At 70.7% G+C, this 14153-nt stretch carries 14 protein-coding genes; 7 read left to right on the forward strand and 7 right to left on the reverse strand.

The features are described from left to right. The first annotated feature begins 1 nt into the window (after position 1). The 3 genes from AB0J78_RS31015 to AB0J78_RS31025 all read left to right on the forward strand — a co-directional run bounded on the left by AB0J78_RS31015 (position 2) and on the right by AB0J78_RS31025 (position 2483). Positions 2–1000, forward strand: a complete 999-nt coding sequence (locus AB0J78_RS31015) for an ABC transporter ATP-binding protein (protein ID WP_363795191.1) — start codon at positions 2–4, stop codon at positions 998–1000. A gap of 144 nt (positions 1001–1144) precedes the next feature. Next, entirely contained in the window at positions 1145–2227 is a 1083-nt protein-coding gene (locus AB0J78_RS31020; RefSeq protein WP_363795193.1) for an ABC transporter ATP-binding protein, read from the forward strand. 79 nt (positions 2228–2306) lie between these two features. Further along, a complete protein-coding gene (locus AB0J78_RS31025) occupies positions 2307–2483 on the forward strand; it encodes a hypothetical protein (RefSeq protein WP_363795195.1) in 177 nt (58 codons plus the stop codon). Between the two features lie 46 nt (positions 2484–2529). Here AB0J78_RS31025 and AB0J78_RS31030 read toward each other — a convergent pair whose 3' ends face one another. Continuing rightward, positions 2530–3429, reverse strand: a complete 900-nt coding sequence (locus AB0J78_RS31030) for an EamA family transporter (protein ID WP_363795197.1) — start codon at positions 3427–3429, stop codon at positions 2530–2532. Between the two features lie 72 nt (positions 3430–3501). Here AB0J78_RS31030 and AB0J78_RS31035 point away from each other — a divergent pair, with 72 nt between their 5' ends. Beyond that, positions 3502–4413, forward strand: a complete 912-nt coding sequence (locus tag AB0J78_RS31035; protein WP_363795199.1) for a LysR substrate-binding domain-containing protein — start codon at positions 3502–3504, stop codon at positions 4411–4413. Here the strand turns inward: AB0J78_RS31035 and AB0J78_RS31040 are convergent. Together AB0J78_RS31040 and AB0J78_RS31045 are read right to left on the reverse strand one after the other, a co-directional pair. Next, positions 4402–6018 carry a hypothetical protein gene (locus AB0J78_RS31040; RefSeq protein ID WP_363795201.1) on the reverse strand — a complete coding sequence of 539 codons (1617 nt, stop codon included), beginning with the start codon at positions 6016–6018 and terminating at the stop codon, positions 4402–4404. The two genes, AB0J78_RS31035 and AB0J78_RS31040, sit on opposite strands and share 12 nt — an antisense overlap. Then, complete coding sequence (locus tag AB0J78_RS31045) at positions 6015–6227, reverse strand: hypothetical protein (RefSeq protein WP_363795301.1); 213 nt, start codon at positions 6225–6227, stop codon at positions 6015–6017. Before AB0J78_RS31045 ends, AB0J78_RS31040 begins: the two co-directional genes overlap by 4 nt. 434 nt (positions 6228–6661) lie before the next feature. On the opposite strand from AB0J78_RS31045, the gene AB0J78_RS31050 reads away from it, so the two are divergent. Beyond that, the gene (locus tag AB0J78_RS31050) at positions 6662–7291 is read left to right on the forward strand and encodes a DedA family protein (protein WP_363795203.1); all 630 of its coding nucleotides are present in this window, start codon (positions 6662–6664) and stop codon (positions 7289–7291) included. A gap of 214 nt (positions 7292–7505) precedes the next feature. Here the strand turns inward: AB0J78_RS31050 and leuA are convergent, their stop codons facing one another. Next, a complete protein-coding gene (gene leuA / locus AB0J78_RS31055; protein WP_363795205.1) occupies positions 7506–9299 on the reverse strand; it encodes a 2-isopropylmalate synthase in 1794 nt (597 codons plus the stop codon). Between the two features lie 250 nt (positions 9300–9549). On the opposite strand from leuA, the gene AB0J78_RS31060 reads away from it, so the two are divergent. Continuing rightward, on the forward strand, positions 9550–9900 hold the full coding sequence (locus tag AB0J78_RS31060) for a hypothetical protein (protein WP_363795207.1): 351 nt from the start codon (positions 9550–9552) through the stop codon (positions 9898–9900). Positions 9901–9986: 86 nt separating this feature from the next. Then, positions 9987–11846 (forward strand): FUSC family protein, encoded by a 1860-nt coding sequence (locus AB0J78_RS31065; protein ID WP_363795209.1) that lies wholly within the window; start codon positions 9987–9989, stop codon positions 11844–11846. Positions 11847–11859: 13 nt separating this feature from the next. Here the strand turns inward: AB0J78_RS31065 and AB0J78_RS31070 are convergent, their stop codons facing one another. From AB0J78_RS31070 to AB0J78_RS31080, 3 genes are all read right to left on the reverse strand, one after another. Continuing rightward, the gene (locus AB0J78_RS31070; protein WP_363795211.1) at positions 11860–12954 is read right to left on the reverse strand and encodes an aminotransferase class V-fold PLP-dependent enzyme; all 1095 of its coding nucleotides are present in this window, start codon (positions 12952–12954) and stop codon (positions 11860–11862) included. 223 nt (positions 12955–13177) lie between these two features. Continuing rightward, complete coding sequence (locus tag AB0J78_RS31075; RefSeq protein ID WP_363795213.1) at positions 13178–13801, reverse strand: permease prefix domain 1-containing protein; 624 nt, start codon at positions 13799–13801, stop codon at positions 13178–13180. Then, the gene (locus AB0J78_RS31080; protein ID WP_363795215.1) at positions 13798–14127 is read right to left on the reverse strand and encodes a helix-turn-helix transcriptional regulator; all 330 of its coding nucleotides are present in this window, start codon (positions 14125–14127) and stop codon (positions 13798–13800) included. The genes AB0J78_RS31075 and AB0J78_RS31080 overlap by 4 nt, the downstream gene beginning before the upstream one ends. Positions 14128–14153 lie beyond the last annotated feature (26 nt).

Below are 14153 nucleotides of genomic sequence, written 5' to 3' on the forward strand. Positions count from 1 at the left end.
AATGGCACTGCTGGAAGTTCGCGACCTCTCCGTGGTCTTCGCCCGCAAGGGCGAGCCGCCGGTGACCGCGGTGGACGGGATCTCCTTCGACGTCGAACCGGGCAAGACCGTCGGCCTGGTCGGCGAGTCCGGCTGCGGCAAGTCGGTGACCTCGCTGGCGATCATGGGTTTGCTGCCGCCGCGCGGAGCGGAGGTGTCCGGCTCGGTTACCTTCGACGGCACCGACCTGCTGACGCTGCCGAAGAAGGAGCTCGACGCTCGGCGCGGCAAGGACCTGAGCATGGTGTTCCAGGATCCGCTGACCTCGCTGAACCCGGTGGTGCCCATCGGGTTGCAGGTCTCCGAGGTCATCGAGCGGCACCGCGGTCTGCCCCGCAAGCAGGCGATGCCCGAGGCCGAGGAACTGCTGCGCAAGGTGGGCATCCCGGACCCGAACCGGCGGCTCAAGGAGTACCCGCACCAGCTCTCCGGCGGGATGCGGCAGCGGGCCCTGATCGCGATGGCGCTGGCCTGCAAGCCGCGGCTGCTCATCGCCGACGAGCCGACGACGGCGCTGGACGTGACGATCCAGGCGCAGATCCTCAAGCTGCTCTCGGAACTGGTCGCCGAGACCGACACCGCGCTGATCATGATCACCCACGATCTCGGCGTGGTGGCGGGGCTCTGCGACGAGGTGAACGTGCTCTACGCCGGTCGCGTGGTGGAACGCGCGGCGCGGCACGAGCTGTTCGCCCGGCCCAAGCACCCCTACACCGCCGGCCTGCTGGCCTCGATCCCGCGACTGGACTCGCCCCGAGGGCAACGCCTGTCGCCGATCACGGGTTCGGTCGCCGACAACATCCCGTGGGACACCGGGTGCGCGTTCTGCCCGCGCTGCCCGAACGCCATCGAGGTGTGCGAGCGCGAGACCCCCGAGGTCAGCGTCGACGCGGCAGCGCGCTTGCTGCGCTGCCACAACCCGGTTCGCGATCCGATCACGAACAGCATGGAGGCGTCATGAGCGAAAATCCTGTCCCCGGCGCTCGTGTAAGCCGACCGGGTGCGGGTGGCCCGCAGAACGGAGTGGCGTGATGAGCGAAAGTCCTGTCCTCGGCGCTCGTGTAAGCCGACCGGGTGCGGGTGGCCCGCAGAACGGAGTGGCGTGATGAGCGAAAGTTCTGCCCCCGGCGCTCAGGGCGTGAGCGAGGACGTGCTCGTCGAACTGAACGACGTGAAGGTGCACTTCCCGATCAAGAAGGGCGTGGTGCTGGACCGGACCGTCGGTCACGTCTACGCCGTGGACGGGGTGTCGCTGAGCATCAAGCGCGGTGAGACCTACGGTCTCGTCGGGGAATCCGGTTGCGGCAAGTCGACCCTGGGCCGCGCGGTGCTCCGGTTGGAGAAGCCGACCGGCGGTGAGGTCGTCTTCGACGGCACCGACCTGTCCGGCATGAGGGGCGAGAAGCTGCGCAAGATGCGGCAGCGGATGCAGATGGTCTTCCAGGACCCGCTGTCCTCGCTCGACCCGCGCCAGTCGGTGGAATCGCTGCTGGTGGAGGGCATGCGGGCGCACGGCCTGGCCGAGGACAAGGCGTCCACCGACGAGCGGCTGCGGGAACTGCTCGACGCAGTCGGGCTGCCGCCGACCGCGCTGCGCAAGTACCCGCACGAGTTCTCCGGCGGGCAGCGCCAGCGCGTCGGCATCGCCCGCGCGCTGTCGGTCGGCCCGGAGCTCGTGGTGGCCGACGAACCCGTTTCGGCCTTGGACGTCTCGGTGCAGGCGCAGGTGCTCAACCTGCTGGAGGACCTGCAGGAGGAGTTCGGCCTGACCTACCTGGTGATCGCGCACGACCTCGCCGTGGTGCGGCACATCGCCGACCGGGTGGGCGTGATGTACCTGGGCGGCATCGTCGAGGAGTCCACATCGGACGATCTCTACGAACAGCCGCTGCACCCCTACTCCAGGGCGCTGCTGTCTGCGGTTCCGGTGCCGGACCCGCAGGTCGAGGACGGTCGCGAGCAGATCCTGCTCACCGGCGACCTGCCCTCACCGGCGAACCCGCCGTCGGGCTGCCGGTTCCACACCCGCTGCCCGTGGCGGCAGGAGGAGCGCTGCGACACCGAACGCCCGGTCCTGCGGGAGATCGGAACGGGTCACCGGGTCGCCTGCCACTTCGCCGAGGAGATCCGCGACGGCGAGCTCCAGCCCCGCTCGGTGACGCCGGAGGCGGTCGTCCCGACGGCATGATCCTGGCTGTTTCCCGCGAGCCCGTTCCCTCGCGGTCGACGTCCACATAGGATCTCCGGCTGGGGAAGGGAGGTCGCGCGTGAGGTACAGCAGCGCGCTCCGGTGCTCGGCCTGCGAGCACCGGGCGATTCTGGACCGAACCGTCGCCACCCGGCTCGTCGCCGAGACCAACCAGGCGCTGGTGCTCTACGACTGCCCGGTGGGCAACGGCGTGCACGTCAAGAATCCAGGCTTCGAGAAGGGCCCGACCGCTTAGCGCGAAGTGGGAAATCGCTTCGCTCGGCGGTGCGGGCTTCCGACCGTCACACCGGTGTCGGCTCCAGCGCCGGTCGGCGACGGGCGATCCGCATGCTGCCCAGCAGCACCCCGCCGACGACCACCGCCCCGGCGGCGAGCTCGAACGGGTGCGGCCGCTCGCCGAGGATCAGCCACGCGGTGCTGAACCCGACCACCGGCACCAGCAGCGAGAACGGAGCCACCGTGCTCGCCGGGTACCTGCCGAGCAGCGTCGTCCACAGGCCGGAGCCCACCACGGTGGCCAGCAGCGACGTGTAGGCGAGACCGGCGAGCGCGGCCGTTCCGGTCGGGGAGTCCAGCACCGTCGCGACCGCGTGCCAGCCGGTCGTCGGCCCCTCGAACAGCGCGGACGCCGCGAACATCGGCAGCGGCGGCACGATCGCGATCCACAGCGAGAGGTGCAGCGGGTTCGGCGCTTCGGCCTTGCGGCTGCACAGGTTGCCCAGCGCCCACGAGAACGCGCCGCACAGCGTGATCAGCATCGGCAGCAGCGTCGCGGTCTGCGCGCGGTGCCAACCGATGGCGACCATGCCCAGCACCGCCGTGGTGATGCCCAGCACCTGCACCGGCGTGAGCTTCTCGCGCAGCAGCAACGCGCCCAGCAGGACGGTGAACGGCGCCGAGCCCTGCTGCACCAGCGAGGCCAGCCCGGTCGGCATGCCGATCTTCATCGCGACGAACAGGAACGCGAACTGCAAGGTCCCGAAGAACAGGCCGTAGCCGATCAGCCAGCGCCACTTCACCTGCGGGAACGGCACGAAGAACAGGATCGGCAGCAGCACGGCGAAGCGCAGCCCGGCGAAGAAGAACGGCGGGAAGTGCCCCAGACCCTGGTCCAACGCGATGAAGTTGCCGCCCCAGAACACTGCGACGACCACCGCCAGCAGGCGATCTCTCGTGGTCATACCGCTCAGCCTGCTGGGGCCGTCTGTGAAGAACAAGCAATACTATTTTCAAGTACTGTGTAGTATTCCTCTATGGACGTTCGCAGGTTGAGACTCCTGCGCGAGCTGGCCGATCGCGGCACGGTCACCGCGGTCGCCAATGCGCTGTCCTACACGCCCTCTTCGGTGTCGCAGCAGATCCGGGCCCTGCAGGCCGAGGTCGGGGTGCGGCTGACCGAACCGGCCGGACGCGGCCTGCGCCTCACCGACGCCGGCTGGGCGCTGGCCACCCGCGCCGACGAGGTGCTGGCCGCGCTGGACCGCGCCGAGGCCGAGCTCGACGCCCACCGCTCATCACCGCGCGGCGTGGTGCGCGTCGCGATGTTCCCCTCCGGCGCGTTCCTGCTGCTTCCGGGCGTGCTGCGGCGCATCGCCGAGCACCCGGAGGTCCGGCTGGAGGCTCGCGACGTCGACATGGTGCCGTCGGAGGTCCCCCGCCTCACGGCCGACTTCGACCTGGTCGTCACGCACCGGGACGACCAGGCCCCGCCGCACGACGGCGAGCGGGTCGCGGTCACGCCGCTGCTGCGCGAGCCGCTGGACGTGGCGATGCCGCTCGGGCACCCGCTGGCCGGCCGCGAACGCGTCGAGCTCACCGAGCTGGTCGGCGAACCCTGGCTCAGCGTCGACATCGGTTTCCCGGTCGACGACGTGCTGCGCTCGCTGGCGGTGCGCACCGGTGTGCGCCCGACCGTCGTCCAGCGCATCAACGACTTCCGGGTCACCGAAGCACTCGTCGCCGCAGGTCACGGCATCGCGCTGCTGCCCAGGTACACGGTGAACAGCTCGCAGCTCGTGATGCGCCCGCTCGCCGGGGTCCGCGCGGGCCGCAACATCGAGGTCGTCTCCCGCAAGGGCGCCACCGAGCGCCCGGCGGTGCAGGTCGCCCTCGACGCGCTCACCGCCGAAGCCCGCGCGCGGACGGAGGCCAACTCACCGGGGTGAGTTGGCGGCCGCCCAGCGGCAGATCGCGGCGAGTTCGTCGCCGTGCTCGGCGAGCGTGTCGTCCACGACGCCCACGACGGGCAGGTGGCCTTCGCGCACCACGTCCGGCGGCCGCGGGATGTAGCCCTTCTCGTGCACACCCGTGCTCCCCGGTCCCGGGGTGCCCTCGGCGAGGTGTCCGGTGGTGCGGGCGTAGCGCGACAGGACCCGGGGTTCGCGCAGGTCGCGGTCGGTGCCGAACCACTGTTGGCTCAACGGGAACAGCGCGCTGAGCGCGTCCCACCAGCCCTCGGCGGCCAGCACCAGCCAGGGATGCCGCCGGTGCAGCTCCTCGACCAGCAGCCGGTACCCGCCGAACACGTCGTGGCGGGGGTCGTTGAAGTAGTAGCCCACGGTGTCCAGGAACGCCGCGTCCACGCCGAACTCGTCGACCAGCGCGGAGATCGACTCCACCAGGTGCGCGCGGAACCCGGGCTCGGCGGGGTTGAGGAAGACCTGATCGCCCTCGCCGGAGCGGTCGGAGTCCCAGTCGGGCCGGTTGAGCAGCTCCACGTAACGGTCGGAGTCGTTGCGCATCACCGCCCGCTCCCAGTCCGGGTACTGCGTGACGTTGGCGCCGTGCCCGCCGAACATCGGCATCAACCGGAACCCCAGCTCGTGCGCGGTGCGGACGAGCTCGGCGAACCCCTCGTCGCCGCCGAGATCCGCCCCGGGCCGGTAGCGCGGGTAGGCGTAGTAGTAGCGGCCTTCCCAACCGGGCAGGTAGGCGAGCGCGCGACGCGGGTCGATGTGCTGCGCTATGAAGCGAAGGGCCTCGCCCATCTGCGGAAACGTGTTGAACACGTGGCCGGTCCAGTGCTGGCCGTGCAGCGTCACGACCAGCGCTGTGTCGCGCAGCCAGTCCGGCACGTCCGGCCGCGACTCCCACGGCCGCAGGCCGTGCGCGTCCTCGACGAACCGCAGGTGCTCGTCCAGGTCCTGGTCCGGCGACGAGGCGTCCTGGCGCAGCCGGATCTCCGGGACCCGGCACGTCGTCGCGCGCACCGACGCGGCAGGCACGTGCAGCAGCTCCACGATCGGCTCGGGGGAGTGGGCGGGTGTGTTGACGTGCAGCACGTGCCTGCGCACCGACGGGTCCCGGACGCTCAGCAGCGAGCAGTCGGACTCGGCACCGACGGCGACCCACGGCGTCGCCCAGTCCGGGCTCGGGTACTCCAGCTGGAAGCGCTCGTGGTGGCTGTGCGAGCGGCCGGTGTTCGGCGCCCACCAGCCGGCGCTCAGCTGCCGCTCCGGCAGACCGCGCAGCAGCAGCTTGACGGCCTTGATCGGCTCGGTGTGCTCCGCGATGATCGACCAGGTCAGGACACCGTCCCGGAGCGCGACGTCGACCTCGACGACACCGGCGTCGACGTGTTGCTGCTGCCCGAGCGCGGCGTAGCCGGTGCGCAGGTGCACTCGACCGGAGTCGACGAGCGGTTCGGCGGGCCGCAGGCCGTAGCCGTTGGTCGTGGTGAACACCTGCACCGACCAGCTCAGCGGCCCGCCCGGCACGGGGAAGCGCGGATCGCGGGGATCGAAGCTCAGATCGGTGTCGATCAGGCTCAAGTCGGCACCGACGCGTAGCCGGTCGCCTTCTCCACCAGGTAGGCCAGGCTGTCGGCTTCCTCAGCGGTGAAGATCAGGGTGTCCCCGGGCGGGAGCACGATTCCGACGCGGTCACCCATGACCAGCACGGTCACGTTCCCGCAGCCGTTCGACGTGGCGCACTCGATGCGCCACCGCAGCTGCTCCGTCGGATCTTCGGTCGGCCACATAGCCACATCACTGAACCGTGCGAACTCTCGAACATCAAGTTTCATAGACCGTTCGAGTGATGGTCTGCTGGAGGAAATAGAAGAGGAGAAGCGGCTGTGCCCCGACGTTTCCCCCGTCTGCGCCGCTTCTCCTCAACTAGTTCTCCCCCAGGGGGCCGTCTGCATCCCTGCGACGTGACTCCATGATGCCCGTTCGCGGCGGCGGGCAATACCGACTTTGGTCGAGTCCGTTCCCCGATTTAGCGTGAGGGTGGGCCTCGGCCGTTGGACCGTGCGGGCTAATGGGCCCCCGGGTCCGGCCCGCTCTGCCCTGTTGCCGGAGTCGTGCCCGTGACCGGCGATTTTCCGCCACCCGGTGCCCGGTGGCGGTCGAGCGGCAGTCCGTACCCTTGCAGGAGCCGAACTGCGCTTGCCCCCGACCAGAACGGATTTCCATGATCGAGTGGCTGAACACGATCCCAGCCGGGGTGATCTACCTGGTGGTCGCGGGGATCATCGGGCTGGAGAGCGTGGGAATCCCACTGCCCGGTGAGATCTTGCTGGTCAGCGCCGGTGTCGCGGCCTCGCACGGGGTCATCAACCCGATCCTGCTCGCCACCTTCGCCTCGATCGGGGCGATCGTCGGCGACTCGATCGGCTACGCCATCGGCAAGCGCTTCGGCCGCAAGCTGCTGACCTGGCTGGGCACCAAGCTGCCGAAGCACTTCGGTCCCAAGCCGCTGGCCCAGGCGGAGAAGCTCTTCGAGCGCTGGGGCGCCTGGACGGTGTTCGGCGGCCGGTTCGTGGCGCTGCTGCGCATCCTCGCCGGGCCGCTCGCGGGCAGCCTCGGCATGCCGTACCGCAAGTTCCTGCTGGCCAACGCGACCGGCGGCATCGCGTGGGCGGGCCTGGTGACCGCCATGTCCTACGGGTTCGGCCTGGTCGCGGGCCAGTGGTTCCACCGCTTCTCGTGGATCGGCCTGGTCATCGCCGTCGCCTTCGCCTGGTGGAGCACCCGCATCATCCAGAAGCGAGTGGAACGAGCCGAAGCAGCGGAAGAACCCCACCCGGCCCAATCCACCTGACCAGGCCACCGGCCGAGCGCCCACCCCTCCCGGGATCACCACCCGACCCCGGCACGGAGCTACCCGGAACACCCCGGTACTCGGTCCCCCGATCACGGCGGTGATCCGGCTGATGACCGGAACACCGCCGTGATCAGGACCCGGAACACCGCAGTATTCGGGTGCCGGATACGGCGGTATTCCCGGGTTGCCGAGCCGGGGACGGCTGGGTCGGTCAGCGAGAGGCCCGGTTGGCGGCCGAGACGACTGCGCGGAGCATGGCCGTGATGGTGGAGGTGTCCACTCCGACGCCCCAGAAGACGTCGTCGCCGACGGCGCACTCCAGGTAGGCCGCCGCACGCGCGTCGTCGCCCGAGGTGAGCGCGTGCTGGTGGTAGTCCAGGACGCGGATGTCGTAGCCCACCGTGCTCAAGGCGTCGACGAACGCCGATACCGGCCCGTTGCCGCGACCGGTGATCTCGCGCTGCTCGCCGTCCACGACCACCGACGCGGTGATCGTCTCGTCGCCGGACTCACCCGACGAGCTCTGCCGGACCAGCTTCAGCGGAGCGTTGGCCTCCAGGTACTCGGCGGAGAACGCCGTCCACATGTCGGCCGGGCTGACCTCGCCGCCCTCGCCGTCGGTGTGGGCCTGCACGGCCTTGGAGAACTCGATCTGCAGCTTGCGCGGCAGCTCCAGCTGGTGCTCGGTCTTCATCACGTAGGCCACGCCGCCCTTGCCGGACTGCGAGTTGACCCGGATGACGGCCTCGTAGCTGCGGCCCACGTCCTTGGGATCGATGGGCAGGTACGGGACCTCCCACGGGTGCTCGTCGACGGACCTGCCCGCCTTCTCGGCCTCGGCGCCCAGCGCGTCCAGGCCCTTGTTGATGGCGTCCTGGTGGCTGCCGGAGAACGCGGTGTAGACGAGCTCGCCGCCCCACGGGTGCCGCTCGGCGACCGGCAGCTGGTTGCAGTGCTCGACGGTGCGCTTGACGTAGTCGATGTCGGAGAAGTCGATCTGCGGGTCGATGCCCTGGCTGAACAGGTTCATGCCCAGCGCGACCAGGTCGACGTTGCCGGTGCGCTCACCGTTGCCGAACAGGCATCCCTCGATGCGGTCGGCGCCGGCCTGGTAGCCCAGCTCCGCGGCGGCGATGCCGGTGCCGCGGTCGTTGTGCGGGTGCAGCGACAGGATCACCGAGTCGCGGCGGGCCAGGTTGCGGTGCATCCACTCGATGGAGTCCGCGTAGACGTTCGGGGTGGCCATCTCGACGGTGGCGGGCAGGTTCAGGATGACCGGCCGCTCCGGGGTGGGCTGCCAGATCTCGGTGACCGCGTCGCACACCTCGACGGCGTAGGACAGCTCGGTGCCGGTGTAGGACTCCGGCGAGTACTGGAACCGGAAGTCGGTGTCCGGGTACTTGCCCGCCAGCTCCAGGGCCAGTTCGGCGCCCATCTTGGCGATCTTCTTGATGCCTTCGCGCTCCTCGCGGAACACCACGCGGCGCTGCAGGATCGACGTCGAGTTGTAGATGTGCACGACGGCCTTCGGCGCGCCCTCCAGGGCCTGGAAGGTGCGCTCGATCAGCTCCGGCCGGCACTGGGTCAGCACCTGGATGCGCACGTCTTCGGGGATGGCGCCGTCCTCGATGATCTCGCGGACGAAGTCGAAGTCGGTCTGGCTGGCCGCCGGGAACCCGACCTCGATCTCCTTGTAGCCCATCTGCACGAGCAGCTCGAACATGCGGCGCTTGCGGGCGGGCGACATCGGGTCGATCAGCGCCTGGTTGCCGTCGCGCAGGTCGACGGCGCACCACAGCGGGGCCTGGGTGATCCGCTTGTCCGGCCAGGTGCGGTCGGGCAGCGAGACGTCCTCGACGAGCTCGTGGAACGGCTTGTACCGGTGGAAGGGCATCGAGCTGCCCCGCTGCGGGTTCCACGAGGGCTGGCCGGCGGGCGCGGGCTTGGACGGCTTGCGCACTCGGCCGGTGAACGGGGCCTGCGCGTCGGGGGTGTTGCTGCTCATGAGAGGCGTTCTCCTGGTCGCTACCGGTTCTCGGACTGCATGGGAGACCGGCGCGTTCGTACCCCGCGACGAGGGGCCGGTCTAGGAGACCCCGTCGCGGCGGCGAAGCAGGAGAACGCGAGCCACGGAGCAAGGCTAACCGCAACAAGGGCCTGCAACGCAAGCGGCCTTTCCAGATCGTGGGACCAGGTGGCCGGTCGCGGGCGAAGAAGCTTGCCGATTTCGCCGGTTCTCGTGCCACACTGTGATCGTGACCGAGGAAGTTCGTACCGGCGCCCACGAGAGCGGTGTGCGACGCGCTGACCTGCGACGCGGGTGGGGCCGATTCGTCGACGTGCTGATCCTGGTGGTGCGCTGGGCCGGGCTGGTGTGCGCCTCGCTGCTGGCGATCCATGTGATCCTCACCATCGGCAACGCGAACCCGGACAACGGGATCACCCAGTTCGTGGCCTCCGTCGCCGATCCGCTCGCCCTCGGCTTCCAGGACCTGTTCACCCCGGCCGACCCGCAGCTGGCGGTCCTGCTCAACTACGGCATCGCGGCCCTCTTCTGGCTGGTCATCACCTCCATCGCCAGGCGGATCCTCGCCGCCCTGCGCTGATCCGCGCCGGCGCGGTGTGACGCACACCGTCATGTGATCCCGTCTTCGCGGAGACCGTCGCGGCGGCTCGGCTTGGCAGGATCGGGGTGGCCCCCGGTCGCTCGGCGTGGAGCGCAGGCCCCGCCGACCCGAAGGGATTGCGGTTGAACAGCGGCGCGCTCCCGAGACTCGAAGCACCTCCCTGGCTGCGGCGGATGCTGCGCCCGATCGCCATCCCGACGGACTGGACCCGCGTCGTCGCGGCGGCCGTCGGAGTCGGGGGCCCGCAGGTGGTCGGCCTGCTCACCGGACGCATCGACGAAGCCGTGCTGGCCTCGGTCGGCGCGTTGTGCGCGAGCTTCTCCGACGTCACCGGCTCCTACCGGTTCCGGCTGCGGCGGCTGGCGATCGCCGTGGTGCTCGGCGCGATCGGTTTCGCCGCGGGCGCGCTCGCCCCCGATCCGCTGTGGGCGATGGTGGCCGTGCTGGCGGTGTCGGTGCCGTCGGTGCTGGCCAGCAGGCTGGGGGAGCTGTGGTCCTCCGGCGGGGCGCACATGCTGACCTTCTGCGTGGTGGCGACCGGGCAGCGCTCCCAGGTGCTCCCGCTGCACGACCAGGTCGCCTGGTTCCTGGCCGGTGAACTGCTGGTCCTGGCGCTGGCGGCGGCGACCTGGCCGCTGCGCGGAACGGCCCCGGCCAGGGACGCGGTCGCGGAGGTCTTCACCGCGATCCTGCGGATGTTCGGGCCCGGCGAGACGGCCACCGCCCGGCAGCGGCTGACCAAGGCGCTCGACACCGCGCACGACGTGCTCATCGGTGGCGCGTCGATGTCGCGCAGCCGGGTGCGCGACCGGCTGCACCTGATCTACCTGCGCGCGACCCCGGTGGTGGAGGCCGCGGTGTCGGTCGCGCACGCCGGGATCACCCCGCCGCTGCGCACCCGCGAGGCGCTGGCGGGACTGGCCCGCTGCGTCCGCACCGGGGAGATCCCTCCCCGATTCGAACCGGGCTCGACCGAATCAGCACTGGTCAGGGCGCTGGACGAGGGGATCGCCGAGCTCGTCGACGCGTTCCGCGACGCCAAGCGCTCCCCGGCCCCGGGCAGGCAGCGGAAGCGGCTGAGCATCGGTGCCACGACCTGGTGGCAGGTGCTGCGGATGCTGCTGTGCCTGGCGCTGGCCGAGGGGTTCGCGCTGATCGCGGGCCTGGAGCAGGGCTACTGGATCGCGCTGACGGTCGCGCTCGTGCTGCGCCCCAACTCCGGATCGGTGTTCGCCCGGACCGTGCTGCGCGCGCTCGGCACGATCCTCGGCGTGCTGGTGGCGTGGGCGCTGCTGGCGCTGCTCCCGGCCGGTTGGTGGCTGGTGCCGTTCATCGTCGCCCTGGCCGGGAAGCTGCCGGTCGCGCTGAGCAGGCACTACGGGTTGTTCAGCGCGGTGGTGACGGCGCTGGTGCTGCTGCAGATGAGCCAGCAGGCGCAGTTCTACCCCGCGGCCAGGCTGGTGGACACCTTCGTCGGCTGCGCGATCGTGCTGGTGGTCGGGTTCCTGCTGCGCGGCGTGCGGGGCGGACCGTCGTTGCGGGACGGTGTCGCCGACGCGGTCGAGTCGGTGGCCGACTACCTGTCCCGCTCGCTGTCGGGCGCCGAGCACGGCCGTCCCGCGCTGCGCCGCCGCACCTACCGGCAACTCGCCGACCTGCGCTCTCGACTGCAGCAGCTGCTGATGAGCCCGGATCGCCACGCCGAGGCCGAGGCGTGGTGGCCGACCATCGCCGTGCTGGAGCGGGTCGTCGACGCGGCCACCGAGCAGGCGGTCCGGGCCGACGACACCGACCTGCAGCAGGCGCAGCGCCTGGTTTCCGCGATGCGCACGGTCAACCGCCGCCTGCGCGGGGACCCCGAGGTCCGCCCGGATTCCCTGCACGCCGAGATCGACGCGATCTACCAACACCTCGCCACGAGGTGACCGGGATTCCGGGTCAGGCGATCTCGTGGAGGGTGGCGTGCAGGCGTTCCGCGGCTTGCCAGACGTCGACGTGCGAGAGCCAGGCCGGGGCGAAGTTGAACCGGATCAGGTCGGGCTCGGCGAACTCCACCAGCACGCTGCGGTCCGACAGCAGATCGGTGATGCGCTGCGCCTGCTCGTGCCGCAGGCAGACCTGGGCGCCGCGCGGGGAACCGGCGGTGCGCACCTCGATCGCGGCCTCCGGGCAGAACTCGCCGATGCGCTCCAGGAACAGCTCCACCAGGCCCGACGTCTTCGCCGCGAGCGCTCCGACCGGGACGCCGTCGAGGTTGGCCAGCACGTCCCGCAGTTCGGCCGCCGCGAGGGTCGCGGCCGGCCCGGCGAAGCCGTCGGCGAGCGGGTGCCGCAGGCCGCCGGTCGGGGAGGACGCCATGTGCGGTTCGGCCACGAAGCCGAAGGACGGCGCGGTCGTGCTCCCGCCCAGGAACTTGTGCCCGCATCCGATCGCGAAGTCCGCGTCCCACCCGTGCAGGTCGACGTCCAGCGCTCCGGCCGAGTGGCTGAGGTCCCACAGCGTCAGCGCTCCGCCCCCGTGGATCCGGGCGGTGATCGAGCCGGCGTCGCGCACGGCGCCGGTGCGCAGGTCCACGTGCGACAGCGCGACCACCGCGATCTGATCCAGCGGCAGCGAGGCGAGCTCGTCGATGCCGTCGATCAGCTGCAACCGGCCGCCGATGTGGTCGGCGGCGGACTGGGCGAGGCAGCGGTCGATGCCGAAGCAGTCGCGTCCGACGGCGAGCACCGGCCGTCCGGGGCGGAGTTCGGCGGCTGCGACCAGGGCCTTGAACAGGTTGATCGAGGTCGATTCGGCGACGGTGAGCTCGCCGGCGGCCGAGCCGACCAGCGGGGCCAGGGCGTCCGCCGCGAGCCGCGCCTCGCGGCGCCACTCCGGCTCGCCGGAGGTGCGGCCGCTGCGCGGTTCCCAGCGGTGCTGGACGAACCGGCGCAGCCGCGCGGGCGAGGTGCGGGGCATCGGACCACCGCTGTGGCCGTCGAGGCGGATGACTCCGGGGACGAGGTCGTAGCGCAGGCGCAGTCCAGCGATCACGTCGGCGTCATCAAGCGCTTCCGCAGTCGTTCTGATACTCGTCCACACGAGTGAAGTCATACCGCATTACAGAACCACATGTAACCAAAGTGGTGATCGATTGCCGAAAATGGAAGCGGACATAATGCGACCGGACCATTGTTCTGGTCCGTTCAGCTCCGGTCAGTCGCAGTGGGGGATGTTCCCGTTGAACTCCCGCCGGTTCCGGGAACTCGCTACCTGCTCAGCGCGCTTGCTCCGCGCATTCCCGGCACGTCTTCGCCGAGTTCGCCAGCGCCGAGTGCGCGGCGACGGTCCCCGCGGCGATGATCAGCAGCAGCGGCCAGTTGTCGGCCAGCGGTAGTGCGGTGGCCAGGGCGATCGTGGTCAGCTGCATCGCGATGCTGGTCGCGGTTCCGGTCCAGGCCATGATCAGCGGCAGCCGGTCCGGCACCGAGAGTCGCCGGGTGATCAGCAGCGCGGCGCAGCCGACGACGGCGGCGGTGCCGGCGATGGTGGCCAGCAGTTGCGCGGTCTGCGACGGCGGGATGCCCTGATCGCGGCCGATCGTCCACGCCAGGTGCCAGCAGCCGAGCAGCACCGGCACGGTAGCCAGCAGCGCGAACGCGGTGTGCCGGGTCTGGGCGACGGTGAGCTCCCGCTGGCAGCTGGGCGCGACCTCGGCGGGCGTGCCGAACTCGCGCATCGCGTCCCGCACGGCCTCCTCGGGAGGCAGTCCGGCTTCGACGCGCGCGGCCGCGGTGTCGGACAGGCCGTCGCGGATCTCCTGCACCATGCGCGCCTTGGCGCGCGCGGGCCCGCGCAGTTCGGCGGCGAGCTCGTCGGCGTAGCTCTCGATCGCGTTCACGCGTTGCTCCCGGGATTGAGCACGGCGCCGATCGCGGCGGTGAACTGCCGCCACTCGGCGCGCTCCCCGGCCAGGCTGCGCCTGCCTTCGTCGGTGAGCCGGTAGCAACGCCGACGCCGTTCGCCGATCGATTCCCAGCTGCTGGTCAGCAGGCCGAGTCGTTCGAGGCGCTTGAGGGCGGGGTAGATGGTCCCGGTGCGCAGTTCGAGCGCACCGCCGCTGCGGTTCATGACCGCGGTGATGATCGCGTAGCCGTGCAGCGGTCCGGTTTCGAGCACGGCGAGCAGCAGTCCGTCCAGGTGCCCTCGAACCGCGTCCGCCTTCATGCGCCTCATCATATCGGGTGAAGGTA

The sequence above is a fragment of the Saccharopolyspora sp. NPDC049426 genome (genome assembly GCF_040676935.1).
Classification (GTDB): Bacteria; Actinomycetota; Actinomycetes; order Mycobacteriales; family Pseudonocardiaceae; genus Saccharopolyspora.

Excerpts from the sequence above, each read along its gene's own strand:
- AB0J78_RS31015 (WP_363795191.1), top strand. The coding sequence starts at position 2 with ATGGCACTGCTGGAAGTTCGCGACCTCTCCGTGGTCTTCGCCCGCAAG.
- AB0J78_RS31020 (WP_363795193.1), top strand. The coding sequence starts at position 1,145 with ATGAGCGAAAGTTCTGCCCCCGGCGCTCAGGGCGTGAGCGAGGACGTG.
- AB0J78_RS31030 (WP_363795197.1), bottom strand. The coding sequence starts at position 3,429 with ATGACCACGAGAGATCGCCTGCTGGCGGTGGTCGTCGCAGTGTTCTGG.
- AB0J78_RS31035 (WP_363795199.1), top strand. The coding sequence starts at position 3,502 with ATGGACGTTCGCAGGTTGAGACTCCTGCGCGAGCTGGCCGATCGCGGC.
- AB0J78_RS31045 (WP_363795301.1), bottom strand. The coding sequence starts at position 6,227 with ATGTGGCCGACCGAAGATCCGACGGAGCAGCTGCGGTGGCGCATCGAG.
- AB0J78_RS31050 (WP_363795203.1), top strand. The coding sequence starts at position 6,662 with ATGATCGAGTGGCTGAACACGATCCCAGCCGGGGTGATCTACCTGGTG.
- leuA (WP_363795205.1), bottom strand. The coding sequence starts at position 9,299 with ATGAGCAGCAACACCCCCGACGCGCAGGCCCCGTTCACCGGCCGAGTG.
- AB0J78_RS31080 (WP_363795215.1), bottom strand. The coding sequence starts at position 14,127 with ATGAAGGCGGACGCGGTTCGAGGGCACCTGGACGGACTGCTGCTCGCC.